Raw genomic sequence first — 25,243 nt, forward strand, 5'->3', positions numbered from 1 at the left:
GGATGCAACTGGTCAAACTGTTTCTGACGCTGGTGGTGCTCGTGGTGGTCACGCCGCCGCTGATGCTCGTCCAGATCGTGTTGCTGGCCCTGCGCCTGCCGCTCGCGCGCTGGCTGCCGGTTGCCTATCATCGCCTCGTCTGCCGCCTGCTCGGCGTGCGCATCCAGATCGTCGGCGCACCCTCGACGCAACGCCCGCTGCTGCTGGCCTGCAATCACATCACCTGGCTGGACATTCCCGTCATCTCTGCCGTCGCGCCGGTCTCCTTCATCGCCAAGTCGGAGGTCAGCAAGTGGCCGGTGGTCGGCTGGCTGGCGAAACTGCAGCGCAGCGTCTTCGTGGTGCGCGAGCGCCGCGCGCAGACCGGCGAAGTGACCCGTCACATCGCAGACCGGCTCGACAAGGGCGACGCCATGGTGCTGTTCTGCGAGGGCACGACGGGCGACGGCAACCGCCTGCGCCCGTTCCGCTCCGCGCTTGTCGGCGCGGCGGAATCCCTCGTCGCCGACGGGCATGACCCGGCAGGCGTGAAGGTTCAGCCGATGGCGGTCGTCTACACCCACATCAACGGGTTGCCGCTTGGCCGCCAGCACCGCCCGCTCGTGGCGTGGTACGGCGACCAGCCGCTGGGGCCGCACGCGTGGAAGCTGCTGCGCGCCGGACCCGTCGATGTGACGGTTGCCTTTGGCGAGCCGATCACGGTCGAGGATGCCGCCAATCGCAAGGTGATGACGGCTGCGGCACAGGCTTCCGTCGGCGCGCTGTTTGCGCAGGCGCTGCATGGCCACCCGGCGCAGAACATCGCCACCGGCCCGGTCGACAGCGGCGAGCCGGAGATTGCCGAACCTGCGCAGTAGCCACGCGAGCCGACGCCTTCTCAAGCGCCCGCAAAACCGCTATGCAAGCAGAGAATTCCCGGCCCGGACCATCAGGACTCATGACCCGACCACGGACCTATTTCGTCAAGACGTTCGGTTGCCAGATGAATGTCTACGACAGCCAGCGCATGTCCGATGCGCTCGGGTCGATGGGCTATGTCGAGGCGCAGGGGCCGGACGATGCCGACCTGGTGCTGCTCAACACCTGCCACATCCGCGAGAAGGCCGCCGAGAAAGTCTATTCCGAGGTCGGTCGCCTGAAGAAGGCGCGCGACCAGCGCCGCGCCGAGGGTGGCGACATGCTGATCGGCGTCGCCGGTTGCGTCGCGCAGGCCGAGGGTCAGGAAATCGTTGCCCGCGCGCCTGCCGTCGACCTCGTGTTCGGCCCGCAGAACTATCACCGCCTGCCGGATTTCGTTGCCCGCGCCGCCTCCGGCGAAACCGTGGTGGAGACCGAGTTTCCCGTCGAGGACAAGTTCGCCGCCCTGCCGCGCGCCAAGCCCGAGCAGGTGCGCAGCCGTGGCGTCACGGCGTTCCTCACCATCCAGGAAGGCTGCGACAAGTTCTGCACCTTCTGCGTGGTGCCCTACACGCGCGGCGCGGAATTCTCGCGGCCCGCAGAACGCATTTTGGCGGAAGCCCGCGAATTGGCCGATGCCGGTGTGCGCGAGCTGACGCTGCTCGGCCAGAACGTCAACGCCTATCACGGTGAGGGCACCGATGGTGCCGAATGGAACCTCGCGCGCCTGCTGCATGCGCTGGCAGAGATCGACGGCATCGAGCGCCTGCGCTACACCACCAGCCACCCGCGCGACATGGACGACGAGCTGATCGCCGCCCATCGCGATCTGGCCGAACTGATGCCCTACCTGCACCTGCCGGTGCAGTCCGGTTCCGACCGGATGCTGGCGCTGATGAATCGCAAGCACGACCGCGTGCTCTATTTCGACATCGTCAATCGGCTGCGCGACGCCTGCCCGGATATCGCGCTGTCGTCGGATTTCATCGTCGGGTTTCCCGGCGAGAGCGATGCCGACTTCGCCGACACGATGGACCTCGTCCGGCAGGTCGGCTTCGTTCAGGCATTTTCCTTCAAGTATTCCGCCCGCCCCGGCACGCCTGCCGCCAACATGGACGAGCAGGTGCCCGACGACGTCAGTTCCGCCCGCCTTGCCGAGCTTCAGGCGCTGCTGCGCGAGCAGCAGGCGGGCTTCGCCGCCAGCCGCGTCGGCCGCACCATGCACGTGCTGCTGGAGCGCGACGGCCGCAAGCCGGGACAGCTCGTTGGCCGCTCGCCCTGGCTCCAGCCGGTGGTGGTCGAGGCCCCGCAATCCCTGACCGGGGAAATGGTCACGGTCACGGTCAAGTCGGCTGGATCGAACAGCCTGTTTGCCGATCTCGTTGACAGCACCATCTACCGTGAGCGGCCTCCTGCCGCAGCGGCGGCCTTCTGAAGAAGGCTTGAGAAAGAGGCGCATGGCGGACAAGACGCTCACCTTCGAAGACAACCGGCTGGCAAGCGCACTTTTCGGCCAGTTCGACGAACATCTCGCACTGCTGGAACAGAAGCTGGACGTGGAAGCCAGTGCACGTGGCAACCACGTCTCGCTGACCGGCAGCGCGGAGGCCTGCGCCAACGCAGCCGAAGTCCTGGAATCGCTCTACTCGCGCCTGCGCAAGGGCGAGCACATCGCGCTCGCCGATGTGGACGGCGCCATCCGCGTTGCCTCGCGCAGCGGCATCGACCAGAAGCCGCTGCCGGGCTTGTCCGGGCTGGCGCAGGTGACGACGCGCCGGCGCACGGTCACCGCGCGCTCGGCAAACCAGGACGCCTATATCCGCCAGCTGGAAGACAACGACCTCGTCTTCGGCGTTGGCCCGGCTGGCACCGGCAAGACCTATATCGCGGTCGCCTATGCCGCAGCCCTGCTGGAACGCGGTGCGGTGGACCGGCTGATCCTGTCGCGGCCTGCGGTTGAAGCCGGCGAACGCCTCGGCTTCCTGCCCGGCGACATGAAGGAAAAGGTCGATCCATACCTGCGCCCGCTCTACGACGCGCTCTATGACGTGATGACGCCCGAGCGCGTCGAGCGCGGCATCGCCAATCAGGTCATCGAGATTGCGCCGCTCGCCTTCATGCGCGGCCGCACGCTGGCCCATGCCGCGGTGATTCTCGACGAGGCGCAGAACTGCACCACCATGCAGATGAAGATGTTCCTGACCCGGCTCGGCGAAGGCTCCAAGATGATCGTCACCGGCGACCCGAGCCAGATCGACCTGCCCGACGGCCAGCGCTCCGGCCTGCCGGAAGCCGTGTCGCTGCTGGAAGGCGTGGAAAGCGTCGGCCAGACCCGCTTCACCGCGCAGGATGTCGTGCGCCACCCGCTAGTCCAGCGCATCGTCGATGCCTACGAGCGCCACAGCCAGACTGGCATGAAGTCGTGACCGGGCAGACCGGCCTTACCGTGGACGTGGTGATGGAAGGCGGCGACTGGGACGGGCTGCTCTCGGACGACGACATATCCGCCGCCGCTGCGGCGGTGGCCAACCGGCTTGAATGCAGCGGCGAACTGGCGCTGGCGCTTGGCGACGATGCCATGCTGCGCAAGCTCAATGCCGATTTTCGCGGCAAGGACGAACCGACCAACGTGTTGTCCTTTCCCTCCGGCGAAGAGGGGTTCCTCGGCGACATCGCGATTTCGGCGGAAACGCTGGCTCGCGAGGCTGCCGAACAGGCCAAGCAGCCGCGTCATCATGCTGTCCATCTTCTGGTGCATGGAATTCTTCACCTATTGGACTATGATCACGACACGAATGAGCGCGCCGAGGAGATGGAAGCGCTCGAACGGCTGATCCTTGAAAACCTGGGTATCGCCGATCCATATGCGGACGAGCCGCTGGCCGTAGAGGCCGGGCACGACGCGACGTAGCATCAAGGGCAATGACACACAGCGACAAGATCGTGGAATCGTCGGGCGCGGACGCCGGTGGTTCCGAAGCGAAACCGGCATCGTCCGCGAACCTTCCCGTAGTCTACGCTCCCAAGCGGCGGCGGTTCTTCGTCGACTGGCTGAAGAACCTGCTCGGCGTCGGCGGGCAGGACAACGTGCGCGCCTCGATCTCCGATGCGCTCGAAGCCGACGACACGGGCACGGACTTTCTCACCGCCGAAGAGCGGCTGATGCTGCGCAACGTGCTGGAACTGCGCGAACTGCGCGTCGATGACGTCATGGTGCCACGCGCCGACATCGTCTCCGTCGACATCGAGAGCAAGCTGGGCGAGGTGCTGACCGTCTTCCAGGAGGCCGGCCATTCGCGCCTGCCTGTCGTGCGCGAGACGCTCGACGAGCCGGTGGGCTTCGTCCACATCAAGGACGTTCTCGCCCAGATGACGCGCGAGGCCATGGGCCGGCGCAAGGGCGGCAAGATCACCTCGGCCGAAAGCAGCCAGATCGACCTGTCCAAGGTGCGCCTCGACAAAACCTTGTCGAGTGCCAAGCTGACGCGCGAAGTTCTCTTCGTACCGCCCTCCATGCCGGCCGGCGACCTGCTCGCCAAAATGCAGGCGACGCGCCTGCACATGGCGGTTGTCGTCGACGAGTACGGCGGCACGGACGGGCTGGCGACCATCGAGGACCTGGTCGAGGAAATCGTCGGCGACATCGAGGACGAGCACGACGATGCCAACGGTCCGATGCTGGTGCCGACGGGCGATGGCGTGTTCGCAGCCGATGCCCGCATGCCGCTTGACGAGCTGCAGGAAGCCATTGGCGCCGACCTCGCCTTTTCGGAAGATTTGCTGGAAGAGGTGGACACGCTGGGCGGTCTCGTGTTCTCCCAGCTTGGCCGGGTTCCGGTCCGCGGCGAACTCGTAGGTATCGGGGGAGACTACGAGATCGAGGTGATCGAGGCCGACCCGCGCCGCATCAAGCGGGTGCGGATCCAGAAGCGCAAGACGGCGGAAGCCCGCCGCAAGCAAACGTCGCAGGGCGCAGCCGCTGCGGAGTGACCGGACCGTAAGGCGCGCGTGAAACGCGCCGGCGGCCGGTAACCGGGGGAATACGGGATATGCTGCAAGCCCTTGCGCAGGGTGTGATGCTGCAGTGGGGCTGGCGCCGCGTGCTGCTGGCCATGCTTGCGGGCGGGTCTTCGGCGCTTGCCATGCCGCCCTTCGGCTTCTTCCCGGTCCTGTTCTTCACCTTTCCCGTTTTCGTCTGGCTTCTCGACGGGGCCATTTCCTCTGGCACGCACAAGCGCCGTGATGAACTGCTCACCGCATTCGCGGTCGGGTGGTGCTTCGGGTTCGGCTATTTCCTCACCTCGCTGTGGTGGATCGGCAATGCGCTGCTGGTCGATGCGGAAACCTTCGGCTGGCTGGTCCCCTTCGCCACGACGCTGCTTCCCGCCGGCCTTGCGCTCTTCACCGGTCTCGGCGCGCTCATCGCCCGCGCCATGTGGCGGCCGGGCCCGTTCCGCGTCTTTGCCTTCGCAGCCGGCCTCGGGTTCGCCGAGCTGCTGCGCGGTTACATCTTCACCGGCTTTCCCTGGAATGCCTACGGCTACGCGCTGGCCTCCAACGACGCGACCATGCAGATCGCCAGTCTCGTCGGGCTGCACGGCATGACGGCGCTGGCGCTCTTCATCTTCGCAAGCCCCGCGGCCCTCGGCCTGTCCGATGCCGGGCACGTGCGCGGGCGCATCGCCGTGCCGGCAATCGCGCTGGCGCTTCTGGTCGTGAGCTTTGCCTACGGCGGGTATCGTCTGTCGCTCGGTGAACCGCAACCGCTGGATGCACGTATACGCATTGTACAACCGAGTATCCCTCAGGATCAGAAGTTCGATCCCGAGCTTGCGTCCAGGCATTTGTCAGCGTTGATGACACTGAGCGACATAGCAACCTCACCTGAGTCCAGCGGCGTCTCCGATTTCGCCGCGGTGGTGTGGCCCGAATCTGCGCTTCCGTTCTACCTGAGCGACGAGCCTGCGGGAAAAGCCGCGCTTGCAGCCCTGATTCCCGAAAGCACGCTCCTCGTCACCGGTCTGCAGCGCTACGAGCAGGACCCGGATGCCGACGACGGCTACCGCAACTACAATTCCATCGGTGCGATCGATGCGTCCGGCGAGATGATCGCCGTCTACGACAAGACCCATCTCGTGCCGTTCGGGGAATACCTGCCGATGCAGTCCATCATGGAGGCGATCGGCTTCCGGCAACTGACCCAGATGCCGGGCGGTTTTGACGTCGGCGCACAGAGGCAGCCGATTTCCGTCGGCAACCTGCCCGCCTTCCTGCCGCTGATCTGCTACGAGGCGATTTTTCCCGGAATTGTCGCGCGAAGCGCACCGCGCGCCGCATTTCTGCTCAACGTGACGAACGATGCTTGGTATGGTGACACTCCGGGGCCGCGACAGCACCTGCTGCAGGCCCGGTTGAGGGCCGTGGAGGAAGGACTCCCCTTGGTCCGGGCGGCCAATAACGGTATTTCCGCGCTGGTGGATGCGCGCGGCCGGATCGTCGCATCTCTCCCGCTGAACGCGCGCAACGTGATTGACGGCAATGTGCCCGGCGCCATGCCGGAAACGCTGTTTGTTAGACTGGGCGTGTGGCCGGCGGTTTTCATCTTGGTCTTGCTGTTTGGCGCAGGACTGTTCTGGCGCCAGGGCAAGTAACGTAGTGCGTAAAACCTTAACATGATCTGCTGTGTGAAATTTCCAGAAAGTTGCTGAAATCGTTGGGATATTTCGATAATCTGGAACGGTTTCGGTAGCGAAATTAGGTTAGCATACAACGAATACGCGAACTAACCTTGCGTTAGAATTGCGGGGATTGAGTTAAGATTTGAACGGGGACTTGAAGACCATGACTGGCAAGAAGCCGCATCCGGTCGACACGCATGTCGGAGGCCGTGTCCGCATGCGCCGCATGCTTGTCGGCATGAGCCAGGAAAAACTGGGCGATCGTCTCGGTCTGACGTTCCAGCAGGTTCAGAAATACGAAAAGGGCACGAACCGGATCGGCGCCAGCCGCCTGTTCGAGATCTCGCGCATCCTCGAGGTGCCGGTCTCCTTTTTCTATGACGGGCTGACATCGGCAGAGGCGCCGGCCGCCGGATTTGCCGAAAGCGGCCAGGCGAGTTTCGATTCCGAGGCCATGACCAGCACCGACGGCATCGCGCTCAACCGGGCGTTCTTCCGCATCAAGGACACCACGATGCGCAAGCGCATTATCGACATGGTGAAAGCCGCCGCCGACATGTCCGAGTGACGTGCCGCAGGCCAATTCCAAACTCACATCGCGTGAAGGCAGGCGCGGGTGTTTCACCCGCTGCGCGCATGGCAATCGCTTGACTGCACTGTCACGCGCTGCCAAAACGCGCGAACTTTTCCCGATCATGACCGGGTAACGAACCATTGACCGCGCCAGAAGGGGCTTTTCCGGCAGTGGCAGGACGGGGGTACGCGTGGCACGCTCGAATTTCATCTTCACCAGTGAGTCGGTTTCCGAGGGACACCCGGACAAGGTCTGTGACCGGATTTCCGACGAGGTCGTCGATCTCTTCTTCCGCGAAGCAGGCAGCGCCGGAATGCCGGCATCGCAGGTGCGTGTCGCCTGCGAGACGCTCGCCACAACCAACCGCGTGGTGATTGCCGGCGAAGTGCGCGGGCCCGACGGCCTGTGCCACGAGCAGGACGACGGCGAGATCAGCGTCAACACCGACAAGATCGTCGGCGTCACCCGCGAGGCGATCAAGTCCATCGGCTACGACCAGAAGGGCTTCAGCTGGAGGGATTGCCAGATCGAAGTGCTGCTGCACGGCCAGTCCGCGCACATCGCGCAGGGCGTGGACGAAGCCGGCAACAAGGACACCGGCGCCGGCGACCAGGGCATCATGTTCGGTTACGCCTGCCGCGAAACGCCGGAATACATGCCTGCCCCGATCTACTACGCCCACCGCATCCTCGCCGAGATGGCCGAGGCTCGCCACGCGGGCAAGGAGCCGGTTCTCGGCCCCGACGCCAAGTCGCAGGTGTCGGTCGCCTACGAGAACGGCAAGCCGGTCCGCGCCACGCAGATCGTCGTCTCCACCCAGCACATGGAAGAGGGCCTGTCCTCGCAGGATATCCGCAAGATCGTCGCGCCCTACGTGCTCAGCGCCCTGCCCGACGGCTGGGTCAACGACGACACCGCCTGGCACATCAACCCGACCGGTGCGTTCGTGATCGGCGGCCCGGACGGTGACGCCGGCCTGACCGGTCGCAAGATCATCGTCGACACCTATGGCGGTGCCGCCCCGCACGGCGGCGGCGCGTTCTCCGGCAAGGACCCGACCAAGGTCGACCGGTCCGCAGCCTATGCCGCGCGCTACGTCGCCAAGAACATCGTTGCCGCCGAACTGGCCGAGCGCTGCACCATCCAGCTCTCCTACGCCATCGGCGTTGCCGAGCCGCTGTCGATCTATGTCGACACCGACGGCACCGGCAAGATCTCGAATGCTGACCTCGAAAAGGCGATCCGCAAGACCATCGCCCTGACGCCGAGCCGCATCCGCGATCACCTGCAGCTCAACAAGGCGATCTACGCCCGCACGGCGGCCTACGGTCACTTCGGCCGCGTGCCGGAGCCCGATGGCGGCTTCTCGTGGGAAGCGCTCGACCTCGTCGACGAACTGCGCGCCAACGCCAAGTAGGCTCGCCATGGCGCAGGAAGGCCTGGCCAAGCGGCTGCACGGCCGGCGCAAGGGCCACGCGCTGAAGGCACGGCAGGGGCGGCTCATGGAGCAGTTGCTGCCGCGCATCGCCGTGGAGGTCGAGCAACCGGCACCCGCCCGGCTCGCGGACCTCTTCGAGACCGCGCCCGACCGGCTGATCCTCGAAATCGGCTTCGGCGGCGGCGAGCATCTGGCCGAAGGCGCGGCAAGCAACCCGCAAACCGGGTTCATCGGCGCGGAAGCCTTCATCAACGGTGTCGCCAAGCTGCTGAGCGAAGTGGACACGCGCGAACTGACGAATGTCCGCGTGCATTTCGGCGATGCCCATGACCTGCTCGAATGGCTGCCGGACGCCTGCCTCGATCGCGCCGACCTGCTCTACCTCGATCCCTGGCGCAAGCGCCGTCACTGGAAGCGCCGGTTCATCTCGCACGAGACGCTGGCCGAGCTCGCCCGCGTCATCAGGCCGGGCGGCGAACTGCGCTTCGCCTCCGACTGGCCCGACTACCTGACATGGACCCTGATGCACCTCCGGCCCCGCACCGATTTCGCGTGGACCGCGCAGGTCGCCGACGATTGGCGAAAGCCGTGGGACGGATGGACGCGCACCCGCTACGAGGCAAAGGCCTACCGTGAGGGCCGCGTCCCCTCCTATCTGACCTTTACCCGAACCTAGTCCGCGTCGTGCGCCGCCATCTGTGCGGAATAGACCGCGAAGATGCCGCTCGAGAAATGAACCTGAGGCGCTTCGAAGCCGGCTTCGCGCAGCCAGTCGAGCTGCGCCGAGAGCGGCGCGCACTGGTCGTGCGCCATGCGCTTTCGCGCCGAGACAAGCTCGTCCTCGCTGCCGCCGGCGCGCCGCACGTCATCTTCCCAGCCCTTGAGCACGTCATTCATGGTGGCGGGCGGTTCGGGTGCGACCTGCTCGGCATTGACGAAGATACCGCCGGGCCTCAGCGCCAGCGCGATGCGGGCAAACAGCGCCGCCTTGTCGGCATCGCCCAGGTGATGGATCGACAGCGCGGAGAGGAACGCGTCCTGCCGGTCGGGCAGGGGGTGGTCGGCATAGTCCTCGACGCGGAACGACGCGGTGGCGCGAAGCCGCGCGAATCGTGCGCGCGCCTCGTCGATCATTGCCCCGGCAACGTCGATCAGGGTGAAGCGCGCGTCGGGGCGAACATGCGAAACGAGTGCCGCCAGCAGCCCGGTGCCTGCGCCGAGGTCGGTGACGCGCGGCGCTTCGCCGTCGGGCATGGCGGCCACGCAGGCGGATACCGCCGCGCCGTAAAAGGCGTCGAAACACGGCACCAGCCGCTTGCGTGAGGCGTCATAGGAGGCGGCGACTGCGTCGAACGCCTGGCTGATATCGGTGCTCTCGCGGGACATGGGCAACGGGACCTTCCGTGATGCCGCTTGCTTGTGCGGCGCGATCGACTATATTGCAGCCTATTCCAAGCTCAATCAGAAGACTGATGAGGTGGGTCCCGCGCCGGGGCCCGCGCCAAACCCTTTTGGTCATTCGAGCTTGAACCAAACGAATTGAGGGCACGGCCCGAACGGACGAGATGAAAGACAGCAGCGCAAACGACAACACCAAGGCTGGCGAGGAAAACGGCATCGGCACGTTGAACGAGCCGCGAATCGTGACCGAGACCGGTCTCGACGCCCGCGTGGCCGCCATCGTCGCCCCGGTCATCACCGACCTGGGTTACCGGCTGGTGCGCGTTCGCATGTCCGGCCGTGACGGGCTGACCCTGCAGATCATGGCCGAGCGCCCCGACGGCGAGATGACGGTCGAGGACTGCGAAACCGTCAGCGAGGCCGTGTCGCCGGCGCTCGACGTCGAAGACCCGATCGACAAGGCCTACAACCTGGAAGTCTCCTCGCCGGGCATCGACCGCCCGCTCATGCGCCGCAGCGACTTCGCGCGCTGGGAAGGCCACGAGGCGAAGATCGAGATGAATGTCGGGATCGATGGCCGCCGTCGCTTTCGCGGCGATATTGGCGCCGTCGGCGAAGAGACCGTGGAACTGGTCACGGAAGAAGACGGCCAGCCGGCCAAGGTCGCGCTGCAATTCAACGATATCGACGAAGCGCGGCTGGTGCTGACCGACAGGCTGATCGACGCCGCGCTCGGGCGCTCCGGCGCGGATGCCGGCCCGACCGGGCGAAAGAATCCGCGCAAGCGGTAGGGACTGGAATTCCCGGCCGGCGCGAGACAAGCCCCGGCCCCATTGAAGGAGAAGACGACATGGTTCTGGTGACACGCGACGGAGCGGCTCGATGAACGCTGCTGTGAGTGCCAACAGGCTTGAACTTCTGCAGATCGCCGACGCGGTCGCGCGCGAAAAGTCCATTGAGCGCGAGATCGTCATCGACGCGATGGAAGACGCCATCCAGAAGGCCGCCCGCTCGCGCTACGGCAACGAGACGGAAGTGCGCGCCGAGATCGACGGCAAAACCGGCGAGATCCGGCTCAACCGCCTGCTGACCGTTGTCGAGACCGTCGAGAACCCGGCCATCGAGATTCTCCTGGAAGACGCGCAGGAGCGCAATCCGGCCGCGCGCGTCGGCGACATGATCGCCGATCCGCTGCCGCCGCTGGATTTCGGTCGTATCGCCGCCCAGAGCGCCAAGCAGGTCATCGTCCAGAAGGTCCGTGAAGCCGAACGTGACCGCCAGTACGACGAGTACAAGGATCGCGTCGGCGAGGTCATCAACGGCGTGGTGAAGCGCGTCGAATACGGCAACGTCATCGTCGACATGGGCCGCGGCGAAGGCATCATCCGCCGCGACGAGATGATCCCGCGCGAAGCCTACCGCCCCGGCGACCGCATCCGTGCCTACATCTTCGACGTGCGCCGCGAGCCGCGCGGCCCGCAGATCTTCCTGTCGCGCACGCACCCGCAGTTCATGGCCAAGTTGTTCGGCCAGGAAGTGCCGGAAATCTACGACGGCATCATCGAGATCCGCTCGGTCGCCCGCGATGCCGGCAGCCGCGCCAAGATCGCGGTCATCTCCAATGACAGCTCCATCGATCCCGTCGGTGCCTGCGTGGGTATGCGCGGCAGCCGCGTTCAGGCGGTCGTGCAGGAACTGCAGGGCGAGAAGATCGACATCATTCCGTGGTCTCCGGATGCGGCCAGCTTCATCGTCAACGCACTGGCCCCGGCGGAAGTCGCCAAGGTCGTGCTCGACGAGGATGCCGAGCGCATCGAGGTCGTCGTTCCCGACGAGCAGCTGAGCCTCGCCATTGGCCGTCGCGGCCAGAACGTGCGGCTCGCCTCGCAGCTCACCGGCTGGGATATCGACATCCTGACCGAGGAAGAGGAATCGCAGCGCCGCCAGGCCGAGTTCGTCGAACGCACCGACCTGTTCGTCGATGCGATCGACGTGGACGAGGTCGTGGCCCAGCTCCTGGTCTCGGAAGGCTTCACGTCCGTTGAAGAACTCGCCTACGTAGAGATCGACGAGATTTCCTCCATCGAGGGCTTCGACGAGGACACCGCCTTCGAGATCCAGACCCGCGCCAACGAGTGCCTCGAGCGTATCGAGAACGAGCGTGACGCGCGCCGCCAGGAACTCGGCGTGTCAGACGAGCTTCGCGAGATCGAGGGCATCGACACCGCCATGATGGTGGCGCTCGGCGAAGACGACGTGAAGACGATGGAAGACCTTGCCGGCTGCGCCACCGACGATCTCGTCGGCTGGACCGAGCGCAAGGACGGCGAAGTGGTGCGCCATGACGGTGCGCTGAAGAATTTCGAAATCAGCCGCGAGGAAGCCGAACGCATGATCATGGCCGCCCGCATCAAGGCCGGCTGGATTGAGCCCGAGCCGGAGCCCGTCGAGGGCGAAGGCGAGGAAACCGAGGGAGACTCAGAGGACGTTGCCGCAACCGACGCCTGATCTGATCGAGGACGAGGAGTTTCGCGACCCCGGACCGCGCGAGGGGCGCAGGCGCGACCCCATGCGCACTTGCGTCGTGACGCGGGAGGTCCGCTCGGAACGCGAACTCCTTCGCTTCGTTCTCGATCCCGCGGGCACCGTGGTGCCGGACCTCAAGCGCCGGCTGCCCGGCCGCGGGGTCTGGGTCACGGCGCGCGCCGAAATGGTCGAGCAGGCGGTGCGCAACAAGCGCTTTGCGCGCGGGTTTCGCGCCCAGGTCGAAGCGCCCGCGGCGCTGGCCGAGGATGTCGGCATTGCGTTGCGTGCCACCGCTCTCGGCAGCATCGGTCTTGCCCGCAAGGCTGGCTGCGCCGTCACCGGGTTCGCCAAGGTGGATGCCCGGGCGCGTGCCGGAGAAACGGCTTGCGTGCTGCACGCGGCAGAGGCCAAGGCCGACGGTGTCGGCAAGATCGCGGCTGCCCTTCGTTCGGCGGTTGCACAGGGCGCGGAAGCGTCGCCGGTCTGGCGCATGTTCGCAGGCAGCGAACTGGACTTGGCGCTTGGCGGCGGGAATGTGATACATGCTGCGCTGACGCGGTCTTCCCAGGGCGTCAGGGCATGCGAGGCGGTGGCGCGCCTTGCGGACTACCTGGGACTATCGGCGCCTGACGCCGGAACACGTGGAACGGAAGCCGGCGCCGTGGGCGCCGCGTCGCATTCAGAGGCAGCACGGGCTGCCGCAAAGGACAGTTGATATATGAGCAGTGAAGACAACAGCGGCGACAACACGGCCTCGCGGCCCGCGCGCAAGACCCTGAGTCTCAAGCGCACGGTCGAATCCGGGACCGTGCGTCAGAATTTCTCCCACGGGCGCACCAAGGCGGTCGTGGTCGAGAAGAAGCGCCGTCGCACTGTCGGCCCGGGTGGGACGGAAGCCGAGCCCCTGGCGACGGCGCCGCAGCCCGCTGCCGCGCCCAAGCCCGTCCAGCCCGCACCCCAGGCACCGGCCCCTGCGCCCAAGCCCGCAGCGGACAACCGCTCCGGCGTGGTTCTACGCACCCTGACTGAAGAGGAAAAGGGTGCGCGAGCGCAGGCCCTTGCCGATTCCAGGGTTCGCGATGCCGAGGAGCGCCAGCGCGCCGCCGAGGAAGAAAAGCGCCGTGCCGAGGAAGAGGAGCGCCTGACGAAGGAGCGCGCCGAGGCCGAAGCTCGCCAGGCCGAGGAAGACGCCGCGCGCGCCAAGCAGGAAGCCGAGCGCGCCAAGGCCGCGCCCGCCGAGCAGGCAGCCCCCGCCGATGCCGAGCAGCCGGCTGCCGCGCCGCGCCGCCCTGCCGGTGGTGATGACGATGCCGGCAAGCGCCGTCCGAGCCGCCCGCCGGAGAAGCCGGCGCCCGTGCGCCGCGATGGCGAACGCCGCCGTGGCCGCCTGACGATCTCCAATGCGCTCAACGAAAACGAGCGCAAGCGTTCGCTGGCCGCGATCCGCCGCCGCCGCGAGAAGAACAAGAGCCAGGGGCCGTCCGAGCCGGGTCAGAAGATCCTGCGCGAAGTGCGCCTGCCCGAAACGATTACTATCCAGGAGCTAGCCAACCGCATGGCCGAGCGCGCCGTGGATGTGATCAAGCTGCTGATGCAGCAGGGCCAGATGCTCAAGATCAACGACGTGATCGACGCCGATACCGCGCAGCTCATCGCCGAGGAAATGGGCCACACGGTGAAGCGCGTTTCCGAAGCCGACGTCGAGACCGGCCTTGTCACCGAGGACGATCCGGATGGGGCCAAGCAGCCACGTGCCCCGGTCGTGACCGTCATGGGCCACGTCGACCACGGCAAGACGTCGCTGCTCGATGCGCTGCGCCAGGCGGATGTTGTTGCCGGTGAAGCCGGCGGCATCACCCAGCACATCGGCGCCTACCAGGTGAAGACCGAAGGCGGCCAGACGGTTTCCTTCATCGACACCCCGGGCCACGAGGCGTTCACCGCCATGCGTGCTCGCGGCGCGCGGGTCACCGATATCGTCGTTCTGGTGGTTGCCGCCGATGACGGCGTCATGCCGCAGACCATCGAGGCCATCAACCACGCCAAGGCCGGCGAAGTACCGCTGATCGTGGCGATCAACAAGATGGACAAGCCCGGCGCCGACCCGACGCGCGTCCGCAACGAGCTGCTCCAGCACGAAATCGTGGTGGAAAGCCTCGGCGGCGACACGCTGGAAGTGGAAGTCTCCGCGCTCAAGAAGACCAATCTCGACAAGCTGGTCGAGGCCATCCTCCTGCAGTCGGAAGTGCTCGACCTGAAGGCAAACCCGGAACGTCCGGGCGAGGGCGTCGTCGTCGAAGCCCAGCTCGACAAGGGCCGTGGCCCGGTCGCGACCGTTCTGGTCCAGCGCGGCACGCTGCGCGTCGGTGACGTGCTCGTCGCCGGCAGCGAGTGGGGCAAGGTCCGCGCCATGATCAACGAGCATGGCGAGAACGTCACCGAAGCCGGCCCCTCCATGCCGGTCGAGGTTCTGGGCCTGAATGCCACGCCTTCGGCTGGTGACAACTTCGTTGTCGTCGAGAACGAAGGCCGCGCCCGCGAGGTCTCCGATTATCGCCAGCGCCAGAAGCGCGAGAAGCAGCAGGTTCGTGGCGGCATGCGCTCTTCGCTCGCCGACATGATGACCCAGCTCAAGGACGCCGAGCGCCAGGAAGTGCCGCTCCTCGTCAAGGGCGACGTGCAGGGTTCGGTGGAAGCCATCGCCGGTGCGCTGGACAAGCTCGGCACGGATGAAGTGTCCGCGCGCATCCTGCTGTCGGGCGTCGGTGCCATCACCGAATCCGACGTGACGCTGGCCGCCGCCTCCAACGCGGTGGTGATCGGCTTCAATGTGCGTGCCAACAAGCAGGCCCGCGACCTCGCCGAGCGCGAGGGCGTCGAGATCCGCTACTACAACATCATCTACGACCTGGTGGACGACATCAAAGCCGCCATGTCCGGCCTGCTCGCGCCGGAACTGCGCGAGACGATGCTGGGCAATGCCGAGATCCTGGAAGTGTTCAACATCTCCAAGGTCGGCAAGGTGGCCGGTTGCCGTGTCACAGACGGCCGCGTCGAACGTGGTGCGGGCGTCCGCCTGCTGCGCGACGACGTGGTGGTGCACGAAGGCAAGCTGTCGACGCTCAAGCGCTTCAAGGATGAAGTGCAGCGCGTCGAGGTCGGCCAGGAGTGCGGCATGGCCTTCGAGAACTACCAGGACATGCGCGCCGGCGACGTGATCGAGTGCTACCAGGTGGAGACCATCGAGCGTTCGCTCTAGGTCTGACTGTATGAACGCCGCACCCAACGCATCGCGGCAGGGCCAGCGCCAGCTTCGCGTCGGCGAATTGCTGCGCCACGCCCTGTCGGACATCCTGCAGCGCGGGGAGATCAACGATCCCGTGCTCGAGAGCCACGTCATCACCGTGCCGGAAGTCCGCATCAGTCCGGACCTCAAGCACGCCTCGGCCTATGTCATGCCCCTGGGTGGACAGGACATCGAGGAAGTGATCGAGGCGCTCAACCGCAGCCGCAAGTTCGTGCGCGGGCTGCTGGCTAGGCGTGTCGACCTGAAGCACATGCCGCAGGTCTCGTTCCTGCGCGACGAGAGCTTCGACGCCGGTGCGCGCATGGACGCGCTGCTGGATTCGCCGCAGGTGCGCCGCGACGTCGAAAAGCACGACGACGACGCCGGCGATGCTGGCGACGACTGACCCGACGGCACACCGCAGGCAGGTTTCATGGGACGCAGGCGCCGCAAGGCAGAGGTTCACGGCTGGCTGTTGCTCGACAAGCCGCTGGAGCTGTCCTCCAACGGCGCGCTCGGGCGGCTGAAGAAGCTCTATGACTGCCCCAAGGTCGGCCATGCCGGCACGCTCGACCCGCTGGCGACCGGCATGTTGCCGGTTGCGTTCGGCGAGGCGACGAAGACCGTTCCCTACGTGATGGATGGCCGCAAGACCTATCGCTTCGAGGTGGTCTGGGGTGTGCGCACGTCCACCGACGATGCCGAGGGCGAGGCTGTCGCCACGTCCGAAAAGCGCCCGACGCAATCGGAAATCGACGTTGCGCTGAAGCATTTCACCGGCACTGTCCTGCAGGTCCCGCCGCAGTTTTCCGCCATCAAGGTGGATGGCCAGCGCGCCTATGCCCGCGCCCGCAGCGGCGAGGAGGTGGAGATCAAGCCGCGCGAGGTGGAAATCCACGACCTGTGCCGCGTCGACGAGCGCAACGACGACCGCCTCGTCGAGCGCACCTGGTTCGAGTGCGATTGCGGCAAGGGCACCTATATCCGCGCCATTGCCCGCGATCTTGGCGAGGCGATGGGGTGCCACGGCCATGTCGGCACGCTGCGTCGCGTCTGCGTTGCGCCGTTTGTCGAGGCCGACATGGTCACGCTGGATGAATTGCAGGAGATGGCCGAGGACCGCGATGCGCTGCTGGCGCGCATCCGCCCGCTGAGCGCGGCGCTCGCCCACGCCATGCTGCAAGTTGAAGTGCCGCAGGCCGATGTCGCGACCTTGATGCGCGGCCAGCCGGTGCTGCTGAAGGGCCGCGACGCCCCGGTGCTGCACGGCGAGGTCTGCATCACCCATGACGGGCAGGCCATAGCGATCGGCGAAGGCCAGGGCGCGACCCTGCACCCGCGCCGTGTGTTCCAGTACTGACGCGGGCGGCATTTCGCCCTTGTCCGGCAACGCGATAAGGCTGGTCAAACGCGCAAAAATCGGTCATAAGGGCGCCGGCTCGCAAATGGCTTTGCCATGTGCGTTGTCGCGACCGTGCTGGACGACATCCCGGCACGTGCCGCATCGGCGGCCCGCCGCTCCCGACATCCGGACATGATCCGAAACGTTCATGCCCGCCGTTCAGGTGGCTCCGGGCCGATAAACGCGTTTTTTGAAAGGAAAAGCGATGTCGATCACGATCGAACGCAAGGCAGAGCTGATCAAGGAATACGCCATCAAAGACGGCGATACCGGCTCTCCCGAGGTCCAGGTTGCCATCCTGTCTGAACGGATTGCGAACCTCACCGGCCACTTCAAGTCCCATAACAAGGACAACCACTCGCGCCGCGGCCTTCTGAAGATGGTCTCGCTGCGCCGCAAGCTTCTCGACTACGTCCGCAAGGACGACGAGGAGCGCTACAAGAGCCTGATCGGGCGGCTGGGCCTGCGCCGCTAAGGCGAGCCCCGTCCGGCAGACCATCGCCGGCGCGGCGGGGGCCGTATCCCTGCCGCGCCAGATTCCCTAAGGCGCAGCGAGGCCATGGGGGGATCGCCAGTTGCTTGGGCCGTGCGCGGAATGTTGCCGCGAACCCGCAAAGCCCCTGGCCGTCTTGCCCATGGCTTTCTGTGCAGCGTCGAAAACGTGTGCCGTGCCGGATGAACCGGCGCGGGGTTCGGCGCAATTCCCAGGAGCTGATAAGCTAGATGTTTGATATCCAGAAAGTCGAAATCGACTGGGGCGGACGCCCGCTGGTGCTGGAAAGTGGCAAGGTTGCCCGCCAGGCCGATGGCGCCGTCATGGCCACCTACGGCGAGACCACCGTTCTCGCGACCGTCGTTTCCGAAAAGCAGCCGAAGCTCGGCTTCGACTTCTTCCCGCTGACGGTCAACTACCAGGAAAAGTTCTTCGCAGCCGGCCGCATTCCCGGTGGCTACTTCAAGCGCGAAGGCCGGCCGACCGAAAAAGAGACGCTGACCTCGCGCCTCATCGACCGTCCGATCCGCCCGCTCTTCGCCGAAGGCTACAAGTGCGACACGCAGGTCATCATCACCGTCCTCGCCCATGACATGGAAAACGATCCAGATGTCGTCGGCATGGTCGCCGCCTCTGCGGCACTGACGCTGTCCGGCGTGCCCTTCATGGGACCGATCGGTGGCGCCCGCGTTGGCCGTATCAACGGTGAGTTCGTTCTCAACCCGACGCTCGACCAGATGCCGGAAACGGAGCTCGACCTCATTGTCGCCGGTACGGTTGACGCAGTGCTGATGGTTGAATCGGAAGCCAAGGAGCTCTCCGAGGAAGACATGCTCAGCGCCGTCATGTTTGGTCACCGCGGCTTCCAGCCCGTGATCGACGGCATCATCAAGCTTGCCGAGAAGGCCGCCAAGGAGCCGCGCGACCACTCCGTCGCCGATCTCTCCGAGGTGTCCGCCAAGGCTGCCGAGATCGCCGAAAGCGACCTGCGCGACGCCTACAAGATCAAGGAAAAGACCGAGCGCAAGAACGCCATCGACGCGGCCAAGAAGAAGGTCCTGGAGCATTTCCTTCCCGAGGGTGCCGAACAGGATGGCGGCCCGACGAAGGTTCAGGTCGGCGACGTGCTGAAGAAGCTCGAAGCCAAGATCGTCCGCTGGTCGATCCTCGATGACGGCATCCGCATCGACGGCCGCAAGGTGGACCAGGTCCGCCCGATCGTCTCGGAAGCCGGCATCCTGCCGCGCACCCACGGTTCCGCGCTCTTCACCCGTGGCGAGACGCAGGCCATCGTGGTCGCCACGCTCGGCACCTCCGATGACGAGCAGTTCATCGATGCGCTGTCGGGCACCTACAAGGAAAGCTTCCTGCTGCACTACAACTTCCCGCCCTATTCTGTGGGCGAGACGGGCCGCATGGGCGGCGCAGGCCGCCGCGAAATCGGCCACGGCAAGCTTGCCTGGCGCGCCATCCACCCGATGCTGCCGGCCAAGGACGAGTTCCCCTACACGCTGCGTGTCGTCTCCGAGATCACCGAGTCCAACGGCTCGTCCTCCATGGCGACCGTCTGCGGCACCTCGCTGGCACTGATGGACGCGGGCGTTCCGCTGAAGCGTCCGGTGTCCGGCATCGCCATGGGCCTGATCCTGGAAGACGACAAGTTCGCCGTCCTCTCCGACATTCTCGGTGACGAGGATCACCTCGGCGACATGGACTTCAAGGTGGCTGGCACCGACCAGGGCATCACGTCCCTGCAGATGGACATCAAGATCGCCGGCATCACTGAAGAGATCATGCAGAAGGCGCTTGAACAGGCGAAGGGCGGCCGGCTGCACATTCTCGAAGAAATGAGCAAGGCGCTCAGCGAGTCCCGTGCCGAACTCGGCGAACATGCGCCGCGCATCGAAACGATGAAGATCCCGGTCGACAAGATCCGTGAAGTCATCGGTTCGGGCGGCAAGGTCATCCGCGAGATCGTGGAAAAGACCGGCGCGAAGGTGAACATCGAGGACGACGGCACCATCAACATCGCCTCTGCCGACGGCGCGACGATCAAGGCGGCCCGCGACTGGATCCATTCCATCGTGGCCGAGCCGGAAGTCGGCGCCATCTACAAGGGCAAGGTCGTCAAGATCATGGACTTCGGTGCCTTCGTGAACTTCTTCGGCGCCAAGGACGGTCTCGTGCACATCTCGCAGCTCACCAGCGAGAAGCGCCCGGAGACGGTCGGCGAAGTCGTCAAGGAAGGCCAGGAAGTCTACGTGAAGCTTCTGGAAATCGACCAGCGCGGCAAGGTCCGCCTGTCGATGAAGGTCGTCGATCAGGAATCCGGCGAAGAGCTCGACAAGAGCGAGTAATCGTCCTTCCCTTTCAAAATTTTGTACCAACGCAAAAAAGGGCGGCCCGTCGGGGCCGCCCTTTTCCGTTTCACTCCCCCTTCAGGGGAAGTCGATGTCGATCGCGCGTCAGCCGGTGATCGTCAGGTCGGTCGCCGCCGACTTGCCGGTCTTGGGGTCTTCGCTGATCTCGAAGCTCACCACCTGGCCTTCATCGAGGCCGGTCAGGCCTGAACGCTGCACTGCGCTGATGTGGACAAATACGTCCTTGCCGCCAGATTCGGGCTGGATGAAGCCATAGCCCTTTTGCGTGTTGAACCACTTCACGGTTCCGGTAGCCATCGTAGAGTCGTCCTTTTCGGTATCTGGATACAACTATGCGCCCCGGGCCTGAGGCCAAGAGCGCGGGGGCTTATCGAGCATTGGAAGAGGGTCGTCGGCAGTGCACGTTCTGATGCGTGCGGTTAGGCACGTCGTCCGGCCAATTGTCGATGTTCAAAATTCGACAGAGAAATGTGTCAGAGGCAAGACGAATGATTGGGCACTCTGGTCACAGGTTTGTCAGTGCGCTTCGTCCCAGTTTTCCGCCGCGCGCGCGTCCACCTGCAGTGGAACGGAGAGCTGGATCGCCGGCAGCGAGGCGTTTTCCATGACCTCTCTCACCAGCGCAATCGTGGCGGCGACCTCGTCGTCCGGCACCTCGAAGATCAGTTCATCGTGGACCTGGAGCAGCATCCGCGCGGCGAGTTTCGACTCCCGCAGCGCGTCTTCCATGCGCACCATGGCACGCCGGATGATGTCGGCCGCAGACCCCTGGATCGGGGCATTGATGGCGGCACGTTCCAGAAACGCGCGCTCGGACGGATGCCCCTTGGTGATGTTGGGGTAGTGGCAGCGCCGCCCGAAGATCGTCTCCACATAGGCGTGCTCGCGGGCGAAGGCGCGCGTCTCGTCCATGTAGTTCTTGATGCCGGGAAAGCGCTCGAAATAGGCCTTGATGTAGGTCGCGGCCTCATCGCGCGGGATGGAAAGCTGGTTGGCGAGACCGAAGGCGGAAATGCCGTAGATGATGCCGAAATTGATCGCCTTGGCGCGCCGCCGCACCATCGGGTCCATGCCCTCGATGGGCGTGTCGAAAATCTCCGACGCCGTCATGGCGTGAATGTCGAGCCCGTCCGCAAAGGCCTGCTTCAACTGCGGAATGTCGGCGATATGCGCCAGCACACGCAATTCGATCTGGCTATAGTCGGCGGAAACCAGCTTGAAGCCCTTTTCCGGCACGAACGCCTTGCGGATGCGCCGGCCCTCCTCGGTGCGCACGGGAATGTTCTGCAGGTTCGGCTCGGACGAGGACAGCCGCCCGGTGGTGGTCGAGGCCATCGAGTAGGACGTGTGGACGCGCCCCGTCGTGGGGTTCACGTAGCCCGGCAGCGCGTCGGTATAGGTGCTCTTGAGCTTCTGCAATCCGCGCCAGTCGAGGATACGGCGCGGCAGTTCGTGCCCCTCCGCGGCAAGGTCCTCCAGCACGCTGGCACCCGTCGTCCAGGCACCGGTCTTGGTCTTCTTCGCGCCGGGCAGGCCCATCTTCCCGAACAGGATCTCCGACAGCTGCTTGGGCGAGCCAATGGTGAAGGTCTCGCCGGCAAGCTGGAAGATGTCGGCCTCGATGGCACCCATCTTCTGCGCAAATTCCGCCGAAAGCCGAGCCAGCATGGCCCGGTCCACGTGGACGCCGCGCTCTTCCATGCGCACCAGCACGGGCATCAGCGTTCGCTCCAGCGTCTCGTAGACCGTGGTCTTGCCCTCCGCCACGAGTCGGGGCTTGAGCACCTGCCACAGGCGCAGCGTCACGTCGGCATCTTCCGCCGCGTAGGCGGTGGCCTGGTCCAGCGGAACCTGGTCGAAGGTCAGCTTCTTGCGGCCGGTGCCGCAGACCTGCGAATAGGGGATCGGCTTGTGGTTGAGCCACGTCTCCGACAGCGAATCCATGCCGTGCCCGCCGCGCCCGGCGTCCAGCACGTAGGAGATCAGCATCGTGTCGTCCACGTTCTCGAGCGTGATGCCGTAGCGCCGCAGCACCAGCGCATCGTATTTCAGGTTCTGCCCGATCTTCAGGACCCAGGGCGATTCCAGCAGCGGCTTGAGGATCTCGAGCGCCTTGGCCATGGGGATCTGTTTCAGGTCGCCCCCGTCGAAATCGAGCCCGTCGGCTGCACGGTGGGCAAGCGGCACGTAACACGCCGCGTTCGGCGCGACCGCCAGCGACACGCCGACGAGGTTCGCCTGCATCGCATCCAGCGAATCCGTCTCCGTGTCGATGGCGACATGGCCCTGCTCGAAGGCGGCCGCGATCCAGCTTTCCAGTTCGGCGGGTTCATCGACCGTGCCGTATTTCTCCGGCTCGAACTTTGCGTCCGCCATCGCAGCGGCGCTGGCCTTCGCCATTGCCGCCGGTGTCGCGCCGTTGGCCGCGTCTGCTGAAGCCTCCACGCCGCCGCTCTCGTTCGGCGTCGTGGCGGCCGCTTCCGGCTCCCAGTGCTGGATGTCGACGCTGCCCGCCTCGATCTCGCCAGCCTCGGCCTCCATCGCCTCGGAAACGCGGCGCACGATTGTGGTGAATTCCATCGCTTTCAGGAACGCGATGAGGCGTGGTGCATCCGGTTCGCGCAGCGAGAACTCGGTCACCGGAACCTCGACAGGCACGTCCACCTTCAGCTCCGCCAGCCTGCGGGAAATGCGCGCCTGCTCGGCGAACTCGATCAGGTTCTGCCGTCGCTTGGGCTGCTTGATCTCCTCGGCACGCGCAAGCAGCGTCTCAAGATCCCCGTATTCGCCGATGAGCTGGGCGGCGGTCTTCACACCAATGCCCGGGACGCCGGGAATGTTGTCGGTGGAATCGCCCGCCAGCGCCTGCACGTCGACTACCTTTTCCGGCGGCACGCCGAACTTCTCGTGCACCTCGTCGAGCGCGATGCGCTTGTCCTTCATCGTGTCGAACATGATGATCTTGTCGCTGACAAGCTGCATCAGGTCCTTGTCGGACGCGACGATGGTGACCTTGGCCCCCTTGGCCTCCGCCTGCCGCGCATAGGTTGCGATCAGGTCGTCGGCCTCGAAGCCTTCCTGCTCGACGCAGGGCACGTTGAAGGCGTCCACCGCCTGCCGGATCAGCCCGAATTGCGGGCGCAGGTCTTCCGGCGGCTCGGGCCTGTGGGCCTTGTAGTCGGCATAGAACTCGTTGCGGAAGCTCTTGGAGGAATAGTCGAAGATCACCGCCAGGTGCGTCGGGTCGATGTCGTCCACCGAGTCCCGGATCAGCCGCCACATCATGTTGCAGAACCCCGCGACCGCGCCAACCGGCAGCCCGTCGGACTTGCGCGTCAGGGGCGGCAGCGCGTGGTAGGCGCGAAAGATGTAGGACGACCCGTCGACGAGGACGAGCTCGTCGCCCTCTTTCAGGTCGGGCGCGATGAATGCGGGGGAGGAATCGGCGTTTGTCATGGCGCGACTATGCCGCGCGATTGTGTCCTTGGCGACCCGCTTCCCGGCACATCAGCCAACCGCCGTGCATTATTCTGCAGGCGTCAGTCCGGCAGCGCCCGGCGGCGGCACCTTGGCGCGCGCCGCCGGCACGATCCGCGCCCAGGCGGGCCGCTCGAACAGGAAGGAAAGTGGCGTGTCCTTCACGATCGCCAGTGCCGCAAGCGGCAGCAGGCAACCGGCCAGCGTCACCAGTGCCGAGACCGTGCCGACGTCCGGAATCACTCCGGTCTTCAGCAGCATGGAGCGCGCAACGGCCATCGGCAGGAAAAACGCGAGATAGATCGCGATGGAGCGCGCCCCGGCATAGGCCAGCGCGCGGCCCGGTAAGGTCTGCGCGATCATCGAGGCAAGCACCGTGATCGCGATGGCCCCGGCAAACCCAAGCGCGAGACCAATCCCCGGCCACGTCGAGACGCCGCCATACACGGCCGCACCGTTGATGAGCGCCCAGGCCACCAGCCCGGCAACGCCGAGCATGGGCCGCTCTCCCGCGCCACCGGCAAATGCGAAGATGTGACGCGCCAGCACGTAGCCCACGTAAAAATAGACGAAGCGCGCCGCGAACTCGTCGACGACGATCCAGCCGGTCTCGATCGGTGCCATTTCGAGCGCTGCTGCCGCAGCGAACACGACCAACGGCGGCACGGCGCGCAGCGCCCGCGTCACCACGAAGAAGATCGCCAGCAGGTAGATGAACCAGAGGATGCCGAAGGGCTGAACCATGGCCTGCAGGTACCCGAGCGCAAGTGCGCCCAGGTCGCCGTCATAGAGCGTAAAGACCTTGAACCCCATCTGGATCGCGGTCCACAGCAGGTAGAAATAGACGAAATGCAAAACCTTGCGGTCGAAATATAGCCGCCAGGGCGCGTCGATCCGCGCGGCGAGGAAAAGCGCCGAGACGAGGAAGAAGTCCGGCATGCGGAAAGGCTGCGCGAAGGCGACGACCTCGCCGAGCCAGCCGGTCTGACCGCTCAAGGCCTCCACGCCCAGCGTCGAGTGCATCATCACCACCAGCGCAATGCAGATGCCCTTGGCTGTGTCGACCCACGGCACGCGCGTATCGGTCGCGCCGCCCATACCGCTGATGCCGTCGTTCGCTGTCATGTTCGGTTCCGCGCGGCGGGGACATCCCGCCAGCCGCTAAACTTGTAGCGAAAATCCCTTTCAATCCGCTTTCACCCGATAGCGGCAATTGTGGGTAGCCAGGTAAGGATTGGTTAACCAAGTTTTAGCTTTTGGCTTTGCGGCCCTGAACACCACAACACCGTGTGCAGCGGTCCGGCGCGAGGGCGCGTGCTGGGAGCCTCGCGGAGTGACCGGCCACTGCGGTTGTCTTGGTCAAACCGCACACGTTGGGAACGTTTGTGGCCAGCGTGCTCTCCGTCCAACAGCACGGGCAGGGTCAAGCGGTCCGGGAAATCACAGGGCAGCCTGTCATTGATCCGAGATTGCCCGCGCGCGCCGGTTCGGCTAGTGTCCGCCGCGCGCCGGCAGCCAATGCATTGCGCGCCGAATTGGCCACAGGCACCCGTAGCTCAGCTGGATAGAGCGCTGCCCTCCGAAGGCAGAGGTCACAGGTTCGAATCCTGTCGGGTGCGCCATTCACCTCAATCAGTTCAGCAGAAATGAGATGCCGCTCGAGCCAGACTGGCGGTCGGGCTCTTTTGGG

Annotated in this window: 21 protein-coding genes and 1 tRNA gene; 18 read left to right on the plus strand and 4 right to left on the minus strand. The window is 65.4% G+C overall.

The window, feature by feature from the left end:
* Positions 1-2: 2 nt before the first annotated feature.
* The 9 genes from ACKTEK_RS15010 to ACKTEK_RS15050 all read left to right on the plus strand — a co-directional run bounded on the left by ACKTEK_RS15010 (position 3) and on the right by ACKTEK_RS15050 (position 9,263).
* On the plus strand, positions 3-857 hold the full coding sequence (locus ACKTEK_RS15010) for a lysophospholipid acyltransferase family protein (RefSeq protein WP_409166097.1): 855 nt from the start codon (positions 3-5) through the stop codon (positions 855-857).
* Positions 858-898: 41 nt separating this feature from the next.
* Positions 899-2,332, plus strand: coding sequence for a tRNA (N6-isopentenyl adenosine(37)-C2)-methylthiotransferase MiaB (gene miaB, locus ACKTEK_RS15015; protein WP_409166098.1), 1,434 nt, complete (start codon positions 899-901; stop codon positions 2,330-2,332).
* Positions 2,333-2,354: 22 nt separating this feature from the next.
* Entirely contained in the window at positions 2,355-3,323 is a 969-nt protein-coding gene (locus tag ACKTEK_RS15020) for a PhoH family protein (RefSeq protein WP_409166099.1), read from the plus strand.
* Complete coding sequence (gene ybeY, locus ACKTEK_RS15025) at positions 3,320-3,808, plus strand: rRNA maturation RNase YbeY (RefSeq protein WP_409166100.1); 489 nt, start codon at positions 3,320-3,322, stop codon at positions 3,806-3,808. The genes ACKTEK_RS15020 and ybeY overlap by 4 nt, the downstream gene beginning before the upstream one ends.
* Positions 3,809-3,819: 11 nt before the next feature.
* The gene (locus ACKTEK_RS15030) at positions 3,820-4,887 is read left to right on the plus strand and encodes a hemolysin family protein (protein ID WP_409166101.1); all 1,068 of its coding nucleotides are present in this window, start codon (positions 3,820-3,822) and stop codon (positions 4,885-4,887) included.
* A 59-nt stretch (positions 4,888-4,946) separates the two neighbouring features.
* Positions 4,947-6,548 (plus strand): apolipoprotein N-acyltransferase, encoded by a 1,602-nt coding sequence (gene lnt / locus ACKTEK_RS15035; RefSeq protein ID WP_409166102.1) that lies wholly within the window; start codon positions 4,947-4,949, stop codon positions 6,546-6,548.
* A gap of 190 nt (positions 6,549-6,738) precedes the next feature.
* Entirely contained in the window at positions 6,739-7,143 is a 405-nt protein-coding gene (locus ACKTEK_RS15040) for a helix-turn-helix domain-containing protein (protein ID WP_409166103.1), read from the plus strand.
* 196 nt (positions 7,144-7,339) lie between these two features.
* Positions 7,340-8,566, plus strand: coding sequence for a methionine adenosyltransferase (gene metK / locus ACKTEK_RS15045; RefSeq protein ID WP_409166104.1), 1,227 nt, complete (start codon positions 7,340-7,342; stop codon positions 8,564-8,566).
* Between the two features lie 7 nt (positions 8,567-8,573).
* Positions 8,574-9,263, plus strand: a complete 690-nt coding sequence (locus ACKTEK_RS15050; protein ID WP_409166105.1) for a tRNA (guanine(46)-N(7))-methyltransferase TrmB — start codon at positions 8,574-8,576, stop codon at positions 9,261-9,263.
* Here the strand turns inward: ACKTEK_RS15050 and ACKTEK_RS15055 are convergent.
* Positions 9,260-9,973 carry a class I SAM-dependent methyltransferase gene (locus ACKTEK_RS15055; protein WP_409166106.1) on the minus strand — a complete coding sequence of 238 codons (714 nt, stop codon included), beginning with the start codon at positions 9,971-9,973 and terminating at the stop codon, positions 9,260-9,262. The two genes, ACKTEK_RS15050 and ACKTEK_RS15055, sit on opposite strands and share 4 nt — an antisense overlap.
* A gap of 179 nt (positions 9,974-10,152) precedes the next feature.
* On the opposite strand from ACKTEK_RS15055, the gene rimP reads away from it, so the two are divergent.
* From rimP to pnp, 8 genes are all read left to right on the plus strand, one after another.
* On the plus strand, positions 10,153-10,779 hold the full coding sequence (gene rimP / locus ACKTEK_RS15060; protein WP_409166107.1) for a ribosome maturation factor RimP: 627 nt from the start codon (positions 10,153-10,155) through the stop codon (positions 10,777-10,779).
* A gap of 91 nt (positions 10,780-10,870) precedes the next feature.
* Entirely contained in the window at positions 10,871-12,496 is a 1,626-nt protein-coding gene (nusA, locus tag ACKTEK_RS15065) for a transcription termination factor NusA (RefSeq protein ID WP_409166108.1), read from the plus strand.
* A complete protein-coding gene (locus ACKTEK_RS15070) occupies positions 12,477-13,229 on the plus strand; it encodes an RNA-binding protein (protein ID WP_409166109.1) in 753 nt (250 codons plus the stop codon). Before nusA ends, ACKTEK_RS15070 begins: the two co-directional genes overlap by 20 nt.
* A 3-nt stretch (positions 13,230-13,232) precedes the next feature.
* The gene (gene infB / locus ACKTEK_RS15075; protein ID WP_409166110.1) at positions 13,233-15,773 is read left to right on the plus strand and encodes a translation initiation factor IF-2; all 2,541 of its coding nucleotides are present in this window, start codon (positions 13,233-13,235) and stop codon (positions 15,771-15,773) included.
* Between the two features lie 10 nt (positions 15,774-15,783).
* Positions 15,784-16,206, plus strand: a complete 423-nt coding sequence (gene rbfA / locus ACKTEK_RS15080) for a 30S ribosome-binding factor RbfA (RefSeq protein ID WP_409166111.1) — start codon at positions 15,784-15,786, stop codon at positions 16,204-16,206.
* Between the two features lie 27 nt (positions 16,207-16,233).
* Positions 16,234-17,160, plus strand: a complete 927-nt coding sequence (truB, locus tag ACKTEK_RS15085) for a tRNA pseudouridine(55) synthase TruB (protein WP_409166112.1) — start codon at positions 16,234-16,236, stop codon at positions 17,158-17,160.
* A 247-nt stretch (positions 17,161-17,407) separates the two neighbouring features.
* Positions 17,408-17,677, plus strand: a complete 270-nt coding sequence (rpsO, locus tag ACKTEK_RS15090; protein ID WP_409166113.1) for a 30S ribosomal protein S15 — start codon at positions 17,408-17,410, stop codon at positions 17,675-17,677.
* A 248-nt stretch (positions 17,678-17,925) separates the two neighbouring features.
* A complete protein-coding gene (pnp, locus tag ACKTEK_RS15095) occupies positions 17,926-20,052 on the plus strand; it encodes a polyribonucleotide nucleotidyltransferase (RefSeq protein ID WP_409166114.1) in 2,127 nt (708 codons plus the stop codon).
* A gap of 108 nt (positions 20,053-20,160) precedes the next feature.
* Here pnp and ACKTEK_RS15100 read toward each other — a convergent pair whose 3' ends face one another.
* From ACKTEK_RS15100 to ACKTEK_RS15110, 3 genes are all read right to left on the minus strand, one after another.
* Positions 20,161-20,373, minus strand: coding sequence for a cold-shock protein (locus ACKTEK_RS15100; protein WP_409166115.1), 213 nt, complete (start codon positions 20,371-20,373; stop codon positions 20,161-20,163).
* Between the two features lie 219 nt (positions 20,374-20,592).
* Positions 20,593-23,532, minus strand: coding sequence for a DNA polymerase I (gene polA / locus ACKTEK_RS15105; protein WP_409166116.1), 2,940 nt, complete (start codon positions 23,530-23,532; stop codon positions 20,593-20,595).
* Between the two features lie 69 nt (positions 23,533-23,601).
* On the minus strand, positions 23,602-24,678 hold the full coding sequence (locus ACKTEK_RS15110) for an acyltransferase family protein (protein WP_409166117.1): 1,077 nt from the start codon (positions 24,676-24,678) through the stop codon (positions 23,602-23,604).
* Positions 24,679-25,098: 420 nt separating this feature from the next.
* Between ACKTEK_RS15110 and ACKTEK_RS15115 the strand changes: the two genes are divergently transcribed.
* Positions 25,099-25,175: transfer RNA gene (locus tag ACKTEK_RS15115), tRNA-Arg, on the plus strand.
* Positions 25,176-25,243 lie beyond the last annotated feature (68 nt).

This window comes from Tepidamorphus sp. 3E244, assembly GCF_046159835.1.
Taxonomy (GTDB): Bacteria; Pseudomonadota; Alphaproteobacteria; order Rhizobiales; family Tepidamorphaceae; genus JACKJK01.

Bases quoted from the DNA above. Each gene is read 5' to 3' on its own strand.
- rpsO (WP_409166113.1), top strand. From the start codon at position 17,408: ATGTCGATCACGATCGAACGCAAGGCAGAGCTGATCAAGGAATACGCC.
- rimP (WP_409166107.1), top strand. From the start codon at position 10,153: ATGAAAGACAGCAGCGCAAACGACAACACCAAGGCTGGCGAGGAAAAC.
- nusA (WP_409166108.1), top strand. From the start codon at position 10,871: ATGAACGCTGCTGTGAGTGCCAACAGGCTTGAACTTCTGCAGATCGCC.
- ACKTEK_RS15020 (WP_409166099.1), top strand. From the start codon at position 2,355: ATGGCGGACAAGACGCTCACCTTCGAAGACAACCGGCTGGCAAGCGCA.
- infB (WP_409166110.1), top strand. From the start codon at position 13,233: ATGAGCAGTGAAGACAACAGCGGCGACAACACGGCCTCGCGGCCCGCG.
- ACKTEK_RS15010 (WP_409166097.1), top strand. From the start codon at position 3: ATGCAACTGGTCAAACTGTTTCTGACGCTGGTGGTGCTCGTGGTGGTC.
- pnp (WP_409166114.1), top strand. From the start codon at position 17,926: ATGTTTGATATCCAGAAAGTCGAAATCGACTGGGGCGGACGCCCGCTG.
- lnt (WP_409166102.1), top strand. From the start codon at position 4,947: ATGCTGCAAGCCCTTGCGCAGGGTGTGATGCTGCAGTGGGGCTGGCGC.
- ACKTEK_RS15050 (WP_409166105.1), top strand. From the start codon at position 8,574: ATGGCGCAGGAAGGCCTGGCCAAGCGGCTGCACGGCCGGCGCAAGGGC.
- rbfA (WP_409166111.1), top strand. From the start codon at position 15,784: ATGAACGCCGCACCCAACGCATCGCGGCAGGGCCAGCGCCAGCTTCGC.
- ACKTEK_RS15055 (WP_409166106.1), bottom strand. From the start codon at position 9,973: ATGTCCCGCGAGAGCACCGATATCAGCCAGGCGTTCGACGCAGTCGCC.
- ACKTEK_RS15040 (WP_409166103.1), top strand. From the start codon at position 6,739: ATGACTGGCAAGAAGCCGCATCCGGTCGACACGCATGTCGGAGGCCGT.
- ACKTEK_RS15100 (WP_409166115.1), bottom strand. From the start codon at position 20,373: ATGGCTACCGGAACCGTGAAGTGGTTCAACACGCAAAAGGGCTATGGC.
- ACKTEK_RS15030 (WP_409166101.1), top strand. From the start codon at position 3,820: ATGACACACAGCGACAAGATCGTGGAATCGTCGGGCGCGGACGCCGGT.
- miaB (WP_409166098.1), top strand. From the start codon at position 899: ATGCAAGCAGAGAATTCCCGGCCCGGACCATCAGGACTCATGACCCGA.
- ACKTEK_RS15110 (WP_409166117.1), bottom strand. From the start codon at position 24,678: ATGACAGCGAACGACGGCATCAGCGGTATGGGCGGCGCGACCGATACG.
- polA (WP_409166116.1), bottom strand. From the start codon at position 23,532: ATGACAAACGCCGATTCCTCCCCCGCATTCATCGCGCCCGACCTGAAA.
- truB (WP_409166112.1), top strand. From the start codon at position 16,234: ATGGGACGCAGGCGCCGCAAGGCAGAGGTTCACGGCTGGCTGTTGCTC.